The organism is Rufibacter latericius, from assembly GCF_003721515.1.
In the GTDB taxonomy this organism is placed as follows: Bacteria; Bacteroidota; Bacteroidia; order Cytophagales; family Hymenobacteraceae; genus Nibribacter; species Nibribacter latericius.
Genome location: NZ_RJJD01000003.1, coordinates 540,909 through 558,272, shown reverse-complemented (window position 1 = coordinate 558,272; position 17,364 = coordinate 540,909). Strand labels below are relative to the sequence as shown.

Sequence of the window (17,364 nt, the reverse complement as noted above, 5' to 3'; positions counted from 1 at the left end):
ATGAGCCGAAAACAGGTGAAAAGTTTGTATTTAGTTTAGTTTCTGTTTGTGTTATTAATTGAAAGTGCAATTTGGTGTAACCGCAAAAATTAGGCATCGTTAAATAGAAGGTAAGTAGAAAATTGAAGATAATTAAGGTTTTACATTACAGTTTAAGAGTCTATGGCACTAATTTTACTTCCTCTTCACAACAAGTCTGCATAAGCATTTTGCTATAAACAGCTTTACAGCCGATTCTGGCTCTTTTACTCCCTTCCTCCCTGTCTGCCAGGGTAATTGAATACCTGCGTCTCTTACCTATTCCTGTTTACAGTCCAAAATATCCTATCATGAAAAGATCTATACTTTCATGGGCTGCTTCCTTATTGCTTATACTTTTCGGTTTCATTTCTCAAGTTCAGGCCCAGTGTTCCGGTTCAGGTGAATGCTTTGACTTCAAGCTGGTGAGTGCCGCGGCGGTGAACGCTTCCACCACGCGCCTGACCTTTTCGGTGAGGGTGAACTGCGACAAAGATTTAAGCAATGTGGCCTTTGAGCTGCCTGCTGGGGTGAGAGCTTCCGCCCCAAAGGGCCAGAAATATACCTACACTATCGAGAACACAACTAATAATCCTTTCTACTCGGTAAAGTTCGAGGGTAAGGCCATCAAGGCCTATAAGAACGGGGCCGAAGATGTTTTCTCCTATGAACTGCCAAGCTCTGCCTTCTCCAAGATGAGCAGAATACGCATCCAGGCAAAGGCCGGCCAGAATGTAGGAACCTACTCCTTAAATCCGCAGAACTGCTCTTCTACCAGCAATAGCAATGGTGGAGGCAACGGTAACGGAGGCAATGGCAACGGAAATGGAGGTAACGGAAACGGCAACGGCGGGAACGGAAATGGCAATAATGGTAACGGTGGAAACGGAAACGGCGGCAATGGTAACGGAGGTAATGGAAACGGAAATGGCGGCAACGGCAACTCAGATTGCAGTGATTCGCAGCCAAGACCCATTGAAGGTCCTGCCAAGCCATGTCCTGGTGAAGTTGTAGAGTACAGCATCGGAAACAACTACACTTCTTATGATTGGGATGTGCCAAGAGCGCAAGCTGGTAATTCGCCCACAGGCTGGGAAATTGTAAGTGGCCAGGGTACAAACAAAGTGAAGGTGCGGGTAGGTATGAAAAACGGTACCATGAAAGTAACCGTGAACCATTCAAAATGCGGTACCAAAGTAGCCACCCTTCCTGTGAAGCCGGGCAATGACATAGCGGTGAACATAGAAGGCAATACGCAGTACTGTTCCGGAGATGTGCTGGCCTTTAAAGCCTCGGTTAGCAAGGCAAATGGCAACGGAAACAGCAAAAACAGCACCTATGATTTTGCCTGGAGTGTGCCTTCTGGCTGGACCATTGTTTCCGGCCAGAAATCCAACACCTTGGTTGTGAAAGCGGGAACAGCTTCCGGTGAAGTGTCTGTCATGGTGGCCAGCAGTGGTAAAAAGAACAAATCTCTCTGCGAAGCCGGCGAGGCAACGGTAACGGTAACTCCTAAGGAAAACTGCAGTCCCTGCACCAAGCCTGACTTAGAGGTAGAGGCTCCTGGTGAGGTATGTGCCTCCGGCGAAAAGATCTATAAGTTTGCGGTAGAAAAGAGAGACCCAGCTGGTAAAGTGAAATATCAGTTCTTTTTGCCAGAAGAATTTCAGGTGGTTTCTCAGGGATATGGCTATGTGAACGTAACTGTGAACAACGCCAAACCAGATTCTACCCTCTTTGTAACCGTAGTGGCCGTCAACGGAAATAACTGTGGGGCCGAGGCGGTTTGTCTGCCCGTTGAAGTGGAAGATTGCCCAACTGGTCCTTGCACCAAACCAACCGTGGCGCTGGTGGCCCCAGACTCCGTCTGCAACCTGTCCGATGAACCTGCTACCATAAGGGTAGCGCAGGTGAGAGCCGGTGTAACGTACTCCTTTGATGTGCCCGAAGGATTCATCATCCTGGACGAGGGAGTTGGGTTCGTGACCGTGGTAGCCGTACTGGAAGAAGCCCAGCTGGAACAGAATTACACTTTTAGGGTAATTGCGACCAATGACTGCGGTAGTACCGCCTTAGAAGAAGAAATCTATGTCAATGACTGCGGAAACGGTAACCCGCTGCCGGTAACCTTGACCAGGTTTGAGGGAGTATCCCGCAACGGAGCCGTAGAGTTGGCCTGGTCCACTGCCTCTGAAATAAACAACGACCGGTTTGAGATTGAGCGCAGCGCCAACGGCAAAGACTTCAAGAAAGTAGGGGAAGTGAAAGGAAACGGCAACTCCTCCGCCTTAATAGACTATGCCTATACAGACCGCACGGCTGCCTCCGGTACCTTGTATTATCGCCTTAGGCAGGTTGACTTCGACAATGCCTTCGAGTATTCAAAAGTAATTGCGGTAAGCCACAACGCCGGGTCGGCAAGTCAGGCAGCCATCAATGTGTTCCCTAACCCGGTAACAAGCGGAGTGGTAGGAATTAGGTTCGCTGAGCAGGTGCAAGGCGCGGCAACCATCCGCCTTTCAGATTTGAGCGGCAAAGTATTGCACAGCCAGGATTGGAGCAGCGTAGACTCGCAGGTGGACATGAACCTGACCGGGTTGAATCTGCGAGCCGGTATTTACATGCTCTCTGTGACAGCAAACGGGCGCAGCACCACCCAACGCATCGTGGTAAGATAAGAGTAAGAAAGTAGAATTGGATTGATAGGATGCTAAGCAGGCAGCGACTTCTGGTCGCTGCCTGCTTTTTTGTTTCAGGTCCTTTCTGACCAAGGAATTTTCAATTGCCTTTTTTTTGCCCATTTTTGGGAAAACAGTGTCAAAAAGGATGGACGAAAATACAGGGCTTTTTCACGGGTTAACGGTTGTGGAATTTGCCAGTGTGCTGGCCGGGCCCAGCGTAGGACAGTTCTTCGCCGAGATGGGTGCCGAGGTGCTCAAAATAGAAAACCTGAAAACCCACGGTGACGTGACCCGTCGCTGGAAGCTGTCCTCAGAAGATTCAGCCACATCGGTTTCGGCGTATTTTGCTTCGGCCAACTGGGGTAAAAAGTCGGTTTGCCTGGACCTATCGGCTAGTGAGGTGCGGGAAGTGGTGCGTAGAATCCTGGCGAAAGCAGACATCGTGCTAGCCAGCTTCAAGCCCGGCGATGCCGAAAAGTTGCAGATGGATTATGCCTCGGTTTTCCAAATTAACCCCAAAATCATGTACGGCCATATCACTGGGTACGGGAGCCAGGTGCCGCGGGCCGGTTATGATGCCGTGCTGCAGGCCGAGGCCGGTTTCATGTACCTGAACGGAGAGAGAGGCGGCCCACCCCTTAAAATGCCCGTTGCCCTGATTGACCTGCTGGCGGCGCACCAACTAAAGGAGGGCCTGTTGGCGGGCTTATACAAAAGAGAAAGAACAGGCCAGGGGTGCTACGTGGAAGTGTCTTTGCTGAAAGCTGCCATTGCTTCATTGGCCAACCAGGCCACCAACTACCTGGTAGCCGGAAAAGCCCCTGAACGGATGGGTTCTGAGCATCCCAACATTGTGCCCTACGGTACCATTTTCCAAACCGCCGATGGCAAAGAGCTGGTGCTGGCCGTTGGTGATGACCGGCAGTTCCAGTCTTTGTGCCAGGTGTTAGGCAAGCCCCAATTGGCAGATGAACCCGCCTATAAAACAAACAACCAGCGGGTCCAGAACCGGGATTCTTTAAACTTACAGCTTCGGGAATCAGTGGCTTTTTTTCCACAGGAGGAATTACTTGCGGCTTTAGTGGAGCGAAACGTCCCCGCCGGGGCAGTGCACACCATTCCTGAAGCGCTAATTCAGCCCCTTGCCCAACCGCAGTTGCTCCTCAATGCGGAAGGGAAACCAAAGGGAGTGCGCCAGGTCGCTTTTACAGGGCAGGATTCCTTACCTTTGTCTCTTTCGGAGCCGCCGGCGCTGGGTCAGGATACTTGGCAGGTGCTGCAGGAACGGGCTCGTCTTACCCCTCAGGAGCTGCAGAAATTAGCCCAAAACCAGCTGATATTCCCCTCTGACCAGAAAATAGAAAACTAAAAGGTGCTTCGGAAAGTACTATTAGGAATACTTTGCCCAGAAAGGCTCAGGAACAAGCTTTACGAAACTGTGTACTATGGAAGATAGAATTGAAACGATTTTTGAAGGGTTACGGCAGAAGTCTAGCACCAAACAAGCTATTTTCAGGAATACCCGTGAGGTCTTTGAAAAACTCAGAAGCTGCTCTATTGAATTGGTCGAGAATCTGAAAAAGCGGATAAGCGAGGTAGATTCCAATGTATTGATTGAATACCGGAGTGTCAACGACTTCGAATTCCACATAAAATTTTCGGGCGACCTGCTCATGTTTATCATGCATTCCAACGTGATCACCCTGCCGGATGACCATGAGCTGATGAAAAGCCGCTACGTAGACGAGGATTTCCGCCGGCGTTTCTTCGGGCACATCATGGCCTACAACTTCATGGCCGACTCTATAAAGTATAATCGCCTGAACGATCCGGGGTACCTGCTGGGCCGGGTGCTCATCAACATAGAAAACCACTTCTACCTGGAAGGCGTGAAACAGCTGGATCTTACCTACAATGACATGGCCAAAAACGTCATCAAAGAAGAAACCTTGCGCGTTTTCATAGAAAGCGCCATGGTGGCATCGGTGAACAATGACCTGATTGCCCCTGATGTAGAGGAAATCAGGAAGATAACTGTGAAGCAGAAACTGGAAGAACAGCAGGTGAGCACGCCGCAGAAGGTAGGCTTCTCATTCAGTTACCAGCGCAAACCCAACGTGTATTGATTTTGTCGGAATAGTTACGGGTCTTATTTTACCGAAATATAACAAAGCAGATCGGCCTGGAGGGTTTCTCTTCCAGGCCGATCTGCTTTGTTGTTTTTACTCGGTTTGTTTAGGGGCTGTTTTGATAAAATGGGCTCCAAAACAAGAGAACTGTAAATGCAACGGTCTGCTTTGGGGTCGTTTTCAAGAAAGCAGCGACAAAGCAAACCGTTGTAGGTTCTATCTGATATAGAGAACTAGACGAACTCGGCCAACTCAAGCCAACGCTCCGTTTTAGTTTCCACGGCGGTGTTGATGTCCTTGATGCGCTGCGCCAATTCTGCCAGACGTTTATGGTTGGCAGAACCGGAATTCATCTCCTCGGCTAAGGCATCTTTCTCGGCTTCCAGGTTCTCTATTTCTTTCTCCAGGCGTTCATACTCCTGTTTTTCCTTGAACGAGGCTTTCCGTTTAGGTGTCACATCTGCTACCGGAGCGGCAGTAGGGGAAGGAATGGAAGCGGCAGGTTCAACGGCTTTAGTGATAGGTTTCACCTCATCTAGTTTCATGTTCTCACGCTCCTTGGCCCACTCACGGTAATCTGTGTAGTTTCCCGGAAAGTCGCGGAGCTGGCCGTTTTCCTCAAACACGAACAGGTGCTCTACCAAACGGTCCATGAAGTAACGGTCGTGAGAAACGATGAGCAGCGAGCCACCGAAGTTCAGGAGAAAATCTTCCAGGATGTTCAGGGTCTGGATGTCCAAATCATTGGTAGGCTCATCCAAAATCAAAAAGTTTGGGTTCTTAATAAGGACGCGCAGTAACTGCAATCTGCGTTTCTCGCCACCGCTCAATTTGCTTACAAACGTGTATTGCTGGGCCGGAGGGAACTGGAAATGTTGCAGGAACTGACTGGCCGTGATGATTTCGCCGTTGCCGGTTTCCACTACCTCGGCTACTTCCTTCACTACGTCAATCACCCGCTGGTTCTCGTTGAAGGTTAGCTCAGATTGGGTGTAATAACCGAAAACGGTGGTCTGGCCGGCAATGATTTCGCCGCTGTCCGGGGCCAGGCGGCCGGTAAGCATGTTTAGGAAGGTGGTTTTGCCGGCACCGTTCGGGCCCACAATGCCTACGCGGTCCTTCTTCCGGAAGATGTAGCTGAAATCATCCAGTATCACTTTGTCCCCGAAGCTTTTGCTCAGGTGGTCAATCTCCAGTATCTGGTTTCCCTGGCGGGTGCTCTTAACAGACAGTTCCAAGGCAGTGCGCGTGTCTTTTTGCGAGGTTTTATCTTTTAAGTCATAAAACGCATCTACCCTTGACTTGGACTTGGTGCCTCGGGCACGGGGCTGCTTGCGCATCCACTCCAGTTCTTTTTTGAGCAATTGCTTGGCCTTTCCCATCTCGGCAGCGTTGGCTTCTTCCTGCTCGGCTTTTTTCTCTACGTAATAGCTGTAGTTGCCTTTGTAGGTGTAGACCTGTCCACGGTCTAGTTCCGCGATCTCGTTGGCTACCTGGTCCAGGAAGTAACGGTCGTGGGTTACCATTAGAAGGGTGGTCTGTTCGGTGGTCAAGAGGTTCTCAAACCACTCAATGGTTTCCAGGTCCAAGTGGTTGGTAGGCTCATCCAGAATCAGGAGGTCTGGTTCTTCAATGAGAACCCGGGCCATGGCCACGCGCTTTTTCTGTCCGCCGGAAAGGTGCTCTACCTGTACGTCCAGGTTCTGGATGCCCAGTTTGCCCAGAATCTGCTTGGTGCGCACCTCGTATTCCCAGGCGTGCAGATTTTCCATGCGTTCCATCACCTGCTGCATGCGGGCATCGGTGGTGTTGGGGTCTTCAATGCAAGCTTCGTAGTCTCTGATAGCATCCAGGACTTCGGTCTGTCCCGAGAAAATGGCTTCCTGCACCGTGGCTCCGGCGGGGAACTCGGGCTGTTGCCATAAATAACCCACCCTGATGCCCTTGCGCACGCTTACTGTTCCGTTATCTGGCGGAACGGTACCGGCTAAGATTTGCAAAAGGGTAGTTTTTCCGGCTCCGTTGGCGCCGATGAGGGCAATGCGTTGGCCTCGGTTAATACCAAATATAAGGTTCTGAAAAAGCCAGCGATCGCCGTAGCTTTTAGAGATAGAGTCAGCTGAAAGGTAATTCATGGCGCAAAGGTACGCAAACAGAAAAGGGTATCCCAGAGACGGTTCCGGTAAAAAGAGAAGAACACAAAAAAGGCTGGGAAACCCCAGCCTTCTTTGCGCTATCTTTAACTCAAAAACTTAATTACCCTTAGTGGGTATGTCCGTGATGCATTCTGTGGTTAGTAACCGCACCGTGAGCCGGAACTACACGGGTCATCATGGCTTGCAGCAAAATCACAATACCTACAATCAAATGGGGCAGGTATACATACTCGTCAAAATTGAAGATCCAAGGGGACGCGGCCAGGAAAATACCAATCAGGTAATCCATGTTCAAGTGCATGTTAGCAGACATGGCCCGGAAAACCCCAACTTCCCAGTTGGTCATTAGGTTCTGTAAAATAATAACGGCACCTACAATAACTGGTACCCAAGTCTCTGCTCCTCCACGGTCAAAATCAAGGATAAACGGAGCAGCAATCAATAATAGACCCACCAGGTAATCCATGATCCCGTGGGTACGGGTTGATAATACTTTCATTTTTATTCCTCCTATTTTAGTTTCAACTTGTATGGTCTTTTACGCCCTTTGAATTTGGGTTGTTGCGATAAAATGCATTTTAGATTTGGATTTTATAAATATAGGTGTTTTTACGGATGGGGTGTATTAATCTCATTTTGAGTAAATTTTGATAGATGACAAAAGCTGAAAACTGGGCTCGGGCCATTGGGATATTTGATAGCGGAATTGGCGGATTAACCGTGGCTAAAGCCATTAAAGCGCATTTGCCCGACGAGCAATTGGTGTATTTTGGAGACACGGCGCACCTGCCCTACGGCGATAAATCTACCGCTGCCATCCAGGCCTACTCCGTGAAAATATGCGACCTTTTAATTAGACAGAATTGTAAAGTAATTTTAATTGCGTGCAATTCTGCTTCTGCTGCTGCTTATGAACTGGTGCGGGAATATGTGGGCAGCAAGGCCCTTGTCTTGAATGTGATTGACCCCGTGGTGAAATATGTGGGAGAAAGATTCTCGGAGAAAACCGTAGGGTTGATAGGCACCAAACAAACCGTGCATTCCAACGTCTACAAAAAGAAGATAGATGACCTGAACGCCGGCGTTCAACTGAAGTCACTGGCTACACCTTTGCTGGCGCCCATGATAGAGGAAGGCTTTTTCAACAACACCATCTCAGAAAGCGTTATCCAGACGTACCTCTCAGATCCGGCGCTTGACGGCATAGAGGCTTTGATTCTGGGCTGCACGCACTATCCCTTAATTAAGGAGCAGATCACCGCGTTCTACAAAGGCAGGGTAGAGGTCCTGGATGCTTCTGAACTAGTGTCGCGCCACGTGGGCAAAGTGCTGGAGCAGGCGGGAATTGCCTCAGAACGGCTGCCCGGCGAGCCGCATTTCTATGTCTCTGACTACACGGTGTCGTTTGAGGCCTCCACCCAGATATTCTTTCAGCAGAAAGTGCACCTGGAGCATTACCCGCTTTGGGAATAGCATACCCGTTTGGTCCTATTTTTCGTTTACATTTACAGAAGCAAGCCTAAAACGGCTTTTATTACATACTTATGAAAAAGCGTTATTTCCTGATTGGTGATTTCTCGCGCAACGTGTTGTTGGTGAGCGCCGCCGCCTGCCTTGGGTTAGCCTCCTGCTCAGATAACCGCTCGGCGCAAAATGAAACTTCCACGGAGTGGAACGCAGGAGAAACCGCTCCAAAGTACAGCCAAGGGGTAATTACCGAGATGACCGAGGTAAGTCCAGACAACTGGCGCATCACCGATGAACGCCCTGCCGGTGCCGGCGAAGTGATGGCCATTCTGAAACACAACGACGGGAAAGTAGATACCCTGCAAGGGTTGGAACTGGAGCGCCGCATGCAGGAATACACCCAGGCCAACCCCCACAACGGTTCTGGTTTCAGTATGATGAACGTGCTCATGTGGAGCAGCATCGGGTACATGGCTGGGCGCATGCTTTCCCCAAACCGGGCCTATTATTCCAATCCTAACACCATTCAGCGGAACGAGGCCTGGCGCCAGCAGACAACCGCTGAACGTGCCCGCGGGGCTCAGGCATTCCGGGGTACCACCGGGGCGTACAGCAGATCAGCCGCGGCCGGTAACGTTCGTTCTTCTCGCCCTGCCAGCAGCCGTTCCGGTACCTTCGGAAGAAGTTCAGGAGGCTTCGGCGGAAGATCCTCTGGCGGATTTGGCGGGTAATCCATTTCTCGTTTACAATCTTTGATTAATTTTAAGTACCGCTTTAAGGCTGTTTTAAGAAAAGCAGCCTTAAAGCGTATTGTTGAATACAGCTCTTCTTCATCATTCTTTTCTACCGGTTCCTATGCCAGATACTGCACTCCCAATCAGGTTAATGCCGCACCACGGCGATGTCACACGAATGGTCCACCAGATGGGATGGGAGTGGGTAGTGGAGGAAGAATGCCAAACGTATCTTTCAGGTGAAGCGGTAGTGTTGTCGCAGGCTTCCGCCGATGATCTGCTGGAGGCGGCTTCCACACTTTACCAGATGATGGTAGAGGCCGTGCCCGACGAGCTGCCCGATGATTTCCTGCGCAAAATGGGTATCCCGGAGCGGATCTGGCGCGCCGTGCGCCACTCCTGGAACGATGAGCGCCACTGGCACCTCTACGGTCGCTTTGATTTTGCCCAAACCCCCGAGGGTATAAAACTGCTGGAATTCAACGCCGATACCGCCACCTCCATCCCCGAGACAGCCGTGGTTCAGTGGGCCAGCCTGGCTGCCGCCGGCAAAAACGAAAGCCAACAGGCCAATGGCTTGTATGAGGCCTTGGTAGAGCAGTTCAGAACCTGGCAAGGACTCAACCCTGAACTTGAGCCGGCGCTGCTGCTGGTGTATTTAGGCGAAAGCAAAGAAGATTTTACCAATTGCGAGGTGCTTTCTCAGGCTGCCCGCGAAGCCGGCTTTGACACGCACATCTGCGCCGCAGACGAGATGGAGGTCTCCACGCTGGGGGCAGAGCGGGGCGTATGGGCCCAAACCGCAGCCGAGCAATGGCGCCGGTTCCCCTTTCTTTTTAAGTTAGTGCCCTGGGAATTGCTTGCCCAATACGAGCCAGAACTTTGCACCGATTTGGTAGATTTGCAGTATTCCCGCAGCGTTCTCATTGCCAATCCGGCATACTCGCTCATTTTCCAGAGCAAAGGCATGCTGGCTTGGCTGTGGCAACAGTTTCCATACCACCCGTTATTGTTGCGCACCGAGTTCACGGCCTTTTCGGGGAAAGCAGTGGAGAAACCCTATTTCGGGCGGGAAGGACAAAACATCCAGGTACGCGAAAGCGCCGATGTAGCTTCTACTTCGGGCGACTACAGCAACCAACCCCACATCTACCAGGCCTGGGCCGAACTGCCTCAGGATGAACAAGGCTACCGATATCAGGCTGGTGTTTTCTGGGCGGGGGAAGGCAGCGCCATCGGGTTCAGGCGCGAGAAGGGCATCATCACAAATCTCTCCCAGTTTGTGGCGCATGTGGTGGAGTAGAGGATAGATGCCAGTTGTCCGTTCCTAGATTTCAGTGGTTAGTTAATAGGCCTTGCTGAGAATATTCCACTCAATGACACATATTACTACCCCTTAAAAGGAGACGGAATACAGGCAGGTAAAATGTGCGTTTTATGCCTGTTTTCTTTAATTCGGCTTGAAGGGAGAAAGAACCTGAGAAGGAAAGGGGCGTTTTATGCGTAACTTTAAAGGATATCTAAACTAATCCGGACATGGTTACTTCCTCCGCTCCGCTTGTTCTGTTGGCCAGCGCCCGTAAGGAAAGCAATACCCGGCTTTTCGTTCAGAAGGTTTTCCAGGAAACTCCCCATCAATTGGTAGACCTGCTGGACCACCATATCTGGCCTTATCGGTACGAGAATGATTATCCGGGGAAGGATGACTTTAAGCGGGTGATGGATTTAGTGGTGCAGCACTCCGTGGTAGTATTTGCCACGCCCGTGTACTGGTACGCCATGAGCGGATTACTGAAGACGTTCTTTGACCGTCTCACCGATGTGGTCACCGTGCAGAAACCCGTGGGCCGGCAGTTAAAAGGGAAAACCGTTTTCCTGATTGCCGTGGGTGCCGACTCTGAACTGCCCGATGGGTTTGAGATGCCTTTCAAACTTACCGCCAAGTACCTCAACATGAAATTCGGGCGAACCCTGTATGCGTCCACCGAAGAAGTGGAAACCGATATAAGTCACCCGGGCGATATCCGGGAGTTTCTGCGGGAGATACAGGATACGCTGAACGGAATTAACTGAACTTCTTGCCCTCTGTGATTCGCTCAACCGTTTTCAGGATGCGGCTGTCTCTGGTTTCGGTGCGCTTGGCTTCCGTCACCCAGCGGACGTACTCTTTCCGGTGGGTATAGGCCATCCCCTCAAATTTCTCCAGTTGCTGGGCCTCGGCTAAAGCCTGTTTCAGGTCTTCGGGGATTTCAATGACACTGCGCTCTGTGGTTTTGGCGGCGGTGCCGGCCTTCAGTTGGGCCGCAGCCCGCACGTATTCTACCAAGATGGGTTCATTTACCTGCGAGACATCGGTGAACCGGATGGTACGCATACCTTTGGCATCCTGACCAGAAAATAAGTTGTGGGGGTCTTGCAGCAAAGCGCCCTGGAAAAAAGCCAGGTTCACATGCTGTTTGTGCGCACTCATGGCGCAAACCATGCCCGGGCCGGCTTTCTCGTACACCGGCGTATTCCATTTCCAGGTAGGTTTCAGGGCTGGGTCAGCGGTGGCAATGGCTATTCTTATTTTCTCACAGATAGGTTTGGCAAAGGCCGGGGCATCGGTAAAGAAGGCGTCTATTTTCTGCTCGCTCTGTTCTGAGGTCAATTTTGAAGTAGCCATGGAAGGGTGCGGTGGTTCGTTTGCCGAAACTAAGAAACAATTCTGTTTTCTGCCTCTTTTTCTGAAAGAAGGCTGAAAGGAGCTTACCAGCGGGCCGCCGGAAACCCGGCCACGGTAAACAGATGGTCAGGGAGTGTTTTAGGGAAACGCATGTTGTAATATACTTCGTGCAGGGTCTTGGCCCCGTTCAGGTAAAAGGTCAGGTCCGTAGCGATCCAGTTGCCTTGCACGTTTTGGTAGCCTTTCAACTCCACGGTGTTACGTCGCTCGCCGGTTTGCCTAACCGTTTGCAGTACCCAAAGCTTCTCCTGGTCAATGATAAAGTGGCTGGCTTTCTCGTCCAGGGAACTCACGCCTACCACGTACACTTTTCGGCCCTGCCAGGTGGTGGAGAAGGCTTTGGATAGGTCAATACCCGCTTCCTGCATTTGGCCGATGGTGCGTTCCACTGGCTGGTGGTACACATCAAACCCCAAAACCAAAACCTCATGTACCCTCCGGCTACGGTTTTGCAGGACATTGTCTTTGAACACGTACTGGCTGTCCTGGGCAAATAGAGCGCCATTCCCTTTCTCAAACTCCCCAAACTTGATCACCAGTTTGCCCGGGAAAGCAATGGCCTCGTGCCACACCTGGGAAGAAGAATCAGTAGGGCTTTTGTAGCTGACTGCCGTTTGGTCAAAGGTGAAGTAAGGATCAAACTTGCCTTGGTACTTGGCGTGCATCTTCTTCAGAACCTCCTGTCCGGTAAGGGCCGGTGGGTTAGGGTTGAGAAAAGAGGCGATGGAAAGAACCACCGGCAGAAACAGGTTTAGCAGCAGCATGGCGAGATTGATCAAGTGATGGCCTAATATAAAGAGATTATTTTGTCTCTGACAAGGCAAGAAGCTTCACACTGGGGGCATACCGGTTCAGAGCTTTCTTTTCTTTTAGGCTTCTTTTCCTGAAAACGGCCTTTAAACGTTTCCATTAATTTAGTTTCTGGGTCAGGTCAAAGTATCTTCTACCTTTGCCGAAGCAAAAAACGAAACATGGAAATAGTAGGCTACCTGGCCGCAGTATTGATAGGAGGTACCCTAGGGCTTACCGGCAGCGGAGGCTCTATTTTAACCGTTCCCATTCTGGTGTACCTCATCGGTCTGAATCCGGTTATCGCCACGTCTTATTCCTTGTTTGTGGTGGGCGCCACCAGCTCTATTGGGGGCATGCGGTTCCTCCGGAAAGGCCTGGTGCACGGGCCCACCCTGGTGATGTTCGGGGTTCCCTCGGTGCTCACCATTTACCTGACTCGGCTGTACCTGATGCCGGCTTTGCCTCATCACTTGTTTGAACTGGGAAAGCTGAAGGTGACCAAAGAGGAATTTGTGATGGTGCTGTTTGCCTTTCTTATGGTGGGCGCAGCCTGCCGCATGATTCAGGACCGAGGCCATCCAATCCAATTCCAGAATCCTAAACGACCCCATTATTTGCTCGTATGTAGTCAGGCTGTTTTGGTAGGCCTCATCTCCGGGTTGGTGGGGGCGGGCGGTGGTTTCCTTATTATCCCCGCCCTGGTCCTTTTGCTGCGCCTGGACATGAAAACAGCAGTTGGCACGTCTTTGGTACTCATCGCAGGGAATTCTCTTGTAGGGTTCCTGGGCGATATGTTCCATTACTCCATTGACTGGGGTTTCCTGCTCACGTTTTCGGGGCTGTCTGGCGTGGGTATTTGGGCGGGAGCGGCGTATGCCCATAAAATCAACAGCAAAGCCTTGAAAAAAGGCTTCGGGTGGTTTGTGCTGTGCATGGGCGTTTTCATCCTGTTAAAAGAAATTCAGCCTTAAAACGCAGGCGGTAGCTAATGCTGGAAACAAAGGGGTTTAAAGTCCGATTTGCCAGAAACGTTTAATTTTGAGAAGTCAAGCGTAAAGAATATGAAAGTAGAACAGATCTATACCGGGTGCCTGGCCCAGGGAGCGTATTACATTGAGAGCAACGGAGAAGCTGCCATCATTGATCCGCTGCGCGAGATAAAGCCGTATCTGCTGAAAGCCCAGAAAGACCAGGCTACCATCAAATACGTGCTGGAAACCCACTTCCACGCCGATTTCGTGTCAGGGCACGTGGATTTGGCGCAGGCTACCGGAGCTACCATTGTGTACGGAGCCGCGGCCCAGCCTACGTTTGAGGCGTATCTGGCCCAGGACGGTGAAGTGCTGACGGTGGGCGGGGTCACCCTTCAGGTGCTCCACACGCCGGGCCACACCCTGGAATCAGTGACGTATCTGCTCAAAGACGAGAATGGCAAAGATTACGCGCTTTTCACCGGCGACACCCTGTTCATAGGCGATGTGGGCCGCCCAGACCTGGCCGCCAAGTCAGACCTGAACCAGGAACAACTGGCCGGAATCCTGTTCCATTCGCTCCGCACCAAGATCATGCCCCTAGCCGATGATGTGTTGGTGTACCCCGCCCACGGGGCCGGAAGCGCCTGCGGCAAGAACATGAGCAAGGAGACTTTCGATACTTTAGGAAACCAGAAGAAAACGAACTATGCCCTCCGGGCCGATATGACCGAAGCCGAGTTCGTGAAAGAGGTAACAGACGGATTGTTGCCTCCTCCGGGCTATTTCCCCCTGAATGTGCAACTGAACAAGCAAGGCTACGCCAATATTGAAAACGTGCTGAGCCAAGGCCTGCAAGCCCTTTCCCCAGAAGCCTTCGAGGCGGTGGTAAACGAGACTGGAGCTCTGGTGCTGGATACCCGTAAAGCCGCCGATTTCTCCGCCGGGCACATTCCTAACTCCATCAACATCGGACTGGACGGCAGCTTTGCCCCCTGGGTAGGCGAACTCATCCCCGACATCCAACAGCCCCTGGTATTCCTGTCCGACGCTGGCCGCGAAGAGGAAGTAGTGACCCGCCTGGCCCGGGTGGGCTATGACCACACTCTGGGTTACCTACAAAACGGGCTGGATGCCTGGAAAGCCGCTGGCCGGGAAACCGATACTTTGCTCTCCATCTCTGCCCAGGAATTTGCCCAACGCCTGAAAGAGGAAACCCCCGTAGTTATTGACGTCCGGAAACCAAGTGAATACAGCGCGGAGCATGTAGAAGGTGCCCTTAACGTTCCTTTAAGTGCCCTAAACGAACACTTACCTGAAATCCCGAAAGAAGGAACGGTGTACCTGCACTGCGCCGGCGGTTACCGCTCCATGGTAGCGGCCTCTATCCTGAAAGCCCGCGGGTACAACAACCTGGTAGACGTAGCCGGAGGCTTCAAAGCCCTCGCGGAAACCGATGTTCCCAGAACCTCCTTTGTTTGTCCGTCTACCTTGGGGTAAGTGAATGAATAAGAAAACGCGTTTGATTTGCTATTCGGATGGTCCCCTTTGAAGGGGGTAGGGGGATGATCCACGCTTTGCATCTCCGTCTCAAAAATTACATCCGAGGTTTAAGGCAAATCGCCTTACAGAAAGTGAAGAACGGGCAAAAAGAGCTAGCTGGTTTTAAGGGTGTTTTCTCAAAAACAGCCCCGAAGCAGGACGGAAAGCTACTTTGTGTCTTGTCTCGCTAAAAGGTAACCCGCACCCAAAGCCGCCAGCATCACCAGGGAAAACGGACCTTCGTTTAGCCGGAGCCTTCCCACGCTGGGGATTTTCTCGGGGAATTCTGCGTCCATGCCTTTGGCACCCGGGAAGGTGAAACTGCCCGCCTGAGCCAGGTAAAAAATGGCCGGCAGCAGCGCCCCAGCCTTCAGGTTTGCCTCTTGGTCCCCGTCTTTCTTTTGGAGCAGGTACAGGCTGCTTGCCCCCAGGAGCGTTCCGTTCAAGATGGTCATGGCGTCATGGAACCGGGCGTGGGGTGTCCAGGCGGGGTTGAACAGGTGGGTTTTGTTCCAGTCCATCAGAAAACCACCCACGGTGGTAAAAGCGGCCACGGCCTTCAGGAGGGTGCGCCCGGCTGTTGAAGTTTCCATCTTATGTTAGGTTTTGGTGAGCAGAAAGGCCTTTCCAACGCATACGCAGGTCTGCAAACCAGGTTAAGCGGAATTGCCTGGACCTGCTCCATCTTAAAAACGCTTTCTCCAAGGCAACTATCCGTCACGTGTTTTTAGGGGTATTTCTGAAAATCTGTCCCAAAACAGTGGGAGAAAGAAAGTAAATTGCCTTTTGTTTCCTTCGGCTTAATCCCGAGAGGTACACCAGAAACCGCTTCCCATGTTCCAAACCACCAAAGCCCCTTTGCCGGAGCGCATGCGCCCGCACAACCTGGACCAATATGCCGGCCAAAAACACCTGGTTGGCCCCAAAGGCGTACTCCGCCGTTACATTGAAGCTGGCATGGTACCTTCCATGATTTTCTGGGGGCCGCCGGGCGTGGGTAAAACTACCCTGGCCGGGATCATTGCGGGCCAGTTGAAAGTGCCGTTCGTAGCCATGAGTGCGATCAATGCGGGCGTGAAAGACATCCGGGATGTGATTGACCAGGCCCGTAAACGCCAAGGCACGGTGTTGTTCATTGACGAGATCCATCGGTTCAATAAATCGCAACAGGATGCTTTGTTAGGCGCGGTGGAAAAAGGCACCGTGACGCTGATTGGGGCTACCACCGAGAACCCTTCGTTTGAAGTAATTCCGGCGTTGCTTTCCCGTTGCCAGGTGTACATCCTGAAGTCGCTGGAGAAAGAGGAACTGGTGGAACTGGTGCAAAAAGCCCTCACCGAAGACGAAATCCTGAAGAACCAGGACATTGAAGTGCAGGAATACGAGGCGCTGCTCACCATTTCAGGCGGTGATGCCCGCAAGTTGCTCAACTTGCTGGAGATTGTGATTGACGGCAGCGGAAAGCAGGAGAAACTGGTCATCACCAATGATATGGTGAAGCAGATTGCCCAGCAGAATTTGGCTTTGTATGACAAAGGCGGCGAGGCGCACTATGACATTATCTCAGCGTTTATCAAATCCATGCGGGGCTCAGACCCCAATGCCACGGTGTACTGGCTGGCGCGTATGATTGAAGGCGGCGAGGATCCTAAGTTCATTGCCCGGCGCATGCTCATTATGGCGTCAGAGGACATCGGGAACGCCAATCCTACGGCCATGATCATGGCCAACGAGTGCTTCCAGGCAGTGACGGTGATCGGGTACCCCGAGTGCGATATTATTCTGTCTCAATGCGCCATTTACCTGGCCACTTCGCCCAAAAGCAATGCAGCGTACAAAGCGATCAGAACGGCTCGGGCTTACGTGCGGGAGCAGGGAAGTCCGCCGGTGCCGTTGCATTTGCGCAATGCGCCCACCAAACTCATGAAGGAAATAGGCTACGGAAACGAGTACAAGTACGCCCACGATTACGCAGGCAACTTCGTGCCCCAGGATTTCCTGCCCGATGAACTGAAAGGCACCATATTCTTCAACCCCGGCAACAACGCTCGGGAGAACGAGATGCGCAAGAACCTGCGCAACCAGTGGGGCGAGTGGTATAGGTATTAGAAGGGCATTCCGCTAACGGATGCCTTTTCAGCAGGGGAAA

At 51.6% G+C, this 17,364-nt stretch carries 15 protein-coding genes; 10 read left to right on the top strand and 5 right to left on the bottom strand.

Annotated elements, in window-relative coordinates; genetic code table 11:
* The first annotated feature begins 329 nt into the window (after nucleotides 1-329).
* The 3 genes from EFB08_RS07875 (at nucleotide 330) to EFB08_RS07865 (ending at nucleotide 4,825) form a co-directional block, all read left to right on the top strand.
* Complete coding sequence (locus EFB08_RS07875; protein ID WP_125077679.1) at nucleotides 330-2,696, top strand: T9SS type A sorting domain-containing protein; 2,367 nt, start codon at nucleotides 330-332, stop codon at nucleotides 2,694-2,696.
* A 148-nt stretch (nucleotides 2,697-2,844) separates the two neighbouring features.
* Entirely contained in the window at nucleotides 2,845-4,068 is a 1,224-nt protein-coding gene (locus EFB08_RS07870; protein WP_123126384.1) for a CaiB/BaiF CoA transferase family protein, read from the top strand.
* 76 nt (nucleotides 4,069-4,144) lie between these two features.
* Nucleotides 4,145-4,825 (top strand): hypothetical protein, encoded by a 681-nt coding sequence (locus EFB08_RS07865; protein WP_123126383.1) that lies wholly within the window; start codon nucleotides 4,145-4,147, stop codon nucleotides 4,823-4,825.
* Between the two features lie 236 nt (nucleotides 4,826-5,061).
* On the opposite strand, the gene EFB08_RS07860 is transcribed toward EFB08_RS07865, so the two are convergent.
* Both EFB08_RS07860 and EFB08_RS07855 read right to left on the bottom strand, forming a co-directional pair.
* Nucleotides 5,062-6,963 (bottom strand): ABC-F family ATP-binding cassette domain-containing protein, encoded by a 1,902-nt coding sequence (locus tag EFB08_RS07860; protein WP_123126382.1) that lies wholly within the window; start codon nucleotides 6,961-6,963, stop codon nucleotides 5,062-5,064.
* Nucleotides 6,964-7,090: 127 nt separating this feature from the next.
* Entirely contained in the window at nucleotides 7,091-7,483 is a 393-nt protein-coding gene (locus tag EFB08_RS07855) for an SPW repeat domain-containing protein (protein WP_123126381.1), read from the bottom strand.
* A gap of 155 nt (nucleotides 7,484-7,638) precedes the next feature.
* Here EFB08_RS07855 and murI point away from each other — a divergent pair, with 155 nt between their 5' ends.
* From murI to EFB08_RS07835, 4 genes are all read left to right on the top strand, one after another.
* Nucleotides 7,639-8,457 (top strand): glutamate racemase, encoded by an 819-nt coding sequence (gene murI / locus EFB08_RS07850; RefSeq protein ID WP_123126380.1) that lies wholly within the window; start codon nucleotides 7,639-7,641, stop codon nucleotides 8,455-8,457.
* Nucleotides 8,458-8,528: 71 nt separating this feature from the next.
* A complete protein-coding gene (locus EFB08_RS07845; RefSeq protein WP_123126379.1) occupies nucleotides 8,529-9,182 on the top strand; it encodes a hypothetical protein in 654 nt (217 codons plus the stop codon).
* Nucleotides 9,183-9,306: 124 nt separating this feature from the next.
* Complete coding sequence (locus tag EFB08_RS07840) at nucleotides 9,307-10,488, top strand: glutathionylspermidine synthase family protein (protein WP_123126378.1); 1,182 nt, start codon at nucleotides 9,307-9,309, stop codon at nucleotides 10,486-10,488.
* 233 nt (nucleotides 10,489-10,721) lie between these two features.
* Nucleotides 10,722-11,258, top strand: a complete 537-nt coding sequence (locus EFB08_RS07835) for a flavodoxin family protein (protein WP_123126377.1) — start codon at nucleotides 10,722-10,724, stop codon at nucleotides 11,256-11,258.
* On the opposite strand, the gene EFB08_RS07830 is transcribed toward EFB08_RS07835, so the two are convergent.
* Entirely contained in the window at nucleotides 11,251-11,850 is a 600-nt protein-coding gene (locus EFB08_RS07830; protein ID WP_123126376.1) for a DUF1801 domain-containing protein, read from the bottom strand. The two genes, EFB08_RS07835 and EFB08_RS07830, sit on opposite strands and share 8 nt — an antisense overlap.
* An 83-nt stretch (nucleotides 11,851-11,933) precedes the next feature.
* Nucleotides 11,934-12,674, bottom strand: coding sequence for a LolA-like protein (locus EFB08_RS07825; protein ID WP_125077678.1), 741 nt, complete (start codon nucleotides 12,672-12,674; stop codon nucleotides 11,934-11,936).
* A gap of 207 nt (nucleotides 12,675-12,881) precedes the next feature.
* On the opposite strand from EFB08_RS07825, the gene EFB08_RS07820 reads away from it, so the two are divergent.
* The gene (locus EFB08_RS07820; RefSeq protein WP_123126374.1) at nucleotides 12,882-13,673 is read left to right on the top strand and encodes a sulfite exporter TauE/SafE family protein; all 792 of its coding nucleotides are present in this window, start codon (nucleotides 12,882-12,884) and stop codon (nucleotides 13,671-13,673) included.
* A 90-nt stretch (nucleotides 13,674-13,763) separates the two neighbouring features.
* Nucleotides 13,764-15,173, top strand: coding sequence for an MBL fold metallo-hydrolase (locus EFB08_RS07815; protein WP_123126373.1), 1,410 nt, complete (start codon nucleotides 13,764-13,766; stop codon nucleotides 15,171-15,173).
* A gap of 209 nt (nucleotides 15,174-15,382) precedes the next feature.
* Here the strand turns inward: EFB08_RS07815 and EFB08_RS07805 are convergent, their stop codons facing one another.
* Entirely contained in the window at nucleotides 15,383-15,808 is a 426-nt protein-coding gene (locus EFB08_RS07805) for a DUF6640 family protein (RefSeq protein ID WP_123126371.1), read from the bottom strand.
* A gap of 241 nt (nucleotides 15,809-16,049) precedes the next feature.
* Between EFB08_RS07805 and EFB08_RS07800 the strand changes: the two genes are divergently transcribed.
* Entirely contained in the window at nucleotides 16,050-17,324 is a 1,275-nt protein-coding gene (locus EFB08_RS07800) for a replication-associated recombination protein A (protein ID WP_123126370.1), read from the top strand.
* Nucleotides 17,325-17,364 lie beyond the last annotated feature (40 nt).

Excerpts from the sequence above, each read along its gene's own strand:
- EFB08_RS07875 (WP_125077679.1), top strand. The coding sequence starts at position 330 with ATGAAAAGATCTATACTTTCATGGGCTGCTTCCTTATTGCTTATACTT.
- EFB08_RS07870 (WP_123126384.1), top strand. The coding sequence starts at position 2,845 with ATGGACGAAAATACAGGGCTTTTTCACGGGTTAACGGTTGTGGAATTT.
- EFB08_RS07865 (WP_123126383.1), top strand. The coding sequence starts at position 4,145 with ATGGAAGATAGAATTGAAACGATTTTTGAAGGGTTACGGCAGAAGTCT.
- EFB08_RS07860 (WP_123126382.1), bottom strand. The coding sequence starts at position 6,963 with ATGAATTACCTTTCAGCTGACTCTATCTCTAAAAGCTACGGCGATCGC.
- EFB08_RS07855 (WP_123126381.1), bottom strand. The coding sequence starts at position 7,483 with ATGAAAGTATTATCAACCCGTACCCACGGGATCATGGATTACCTGGTG.
- murI (WP_123126380.1), top strand. The coding sequence starts at position 7,639 with ATGACAAAAGCTGAAAACTGGGCTCGGGCCATTGGGATATTTGATAGC.
- EFB08_RS07845 (WP_123126379.1), top strand. The coding sequence starts at position 8,529 with ATGAAAAAGCGTTATTTCCTGATTGGTGATTTCTCGCGCAACGTGTTG.
- EFB08_RS07840 (WP_123126378.1), top strand. The coding sequence starts at position 9,307 with ATGCCAGATACTGCACTCCCAATCAGGTTAATGCCGCACCACGGCGAT.
- EFB08_RS07835 (WP_123126377.1), top strand. The coding sequence starts at position 10,722 with ATGGTTACTTCCTCCGCTCCGCTTGTTCTGTTGGCCAGCGCCCGTAAG.
- EFB08_RS07830 (WP_123126376.1), bottom strand. The coding sequence starts at position 11,850 with ATGGCTACTTCAAAATTGACCTCAGAACAGAGCGAGCAGAAAATAGAC.
- EFB08_RS07825 (WP_125077678.1), bottom strand. The coding sequence starts at position 12,674 with ATGCTGCTGCTAAACCTGTTTCTGCCGGTGGTTCTTTCCATCGCCTCT.
- EFB08_RS07820 (WP_123126374.1), top strand. The coding sequence starts at position 12,882 with ATGGAAATAGTAGGCTACCTGGCCGCAGTATTGATAGGAGGTACCCTA.
- EFB08_RS07815 (WP_123126373.1), top strand. The coding sequence starts at position 13,764 with ATGAAAGTAGAACAGATCTATACCGGGTGCCTGGCCCAGGGAGCGTAT.
- EFB08_RS07805 (WP_123126371.1), bottom strand. The coding sequence starts at position 15,808 with ATGGAAACTTCAACAGCCGGGCGCACCCTCCTGAAGGCCGTGGCCGCT.
- EFB08_RS07800 (WP_123126370.1), top strand. The coding sequence starts at position 16,050 with ATGTTCCAAACCACCAAAGCCCCTTTGCCGGAGCGCATGCGCCCGCAC.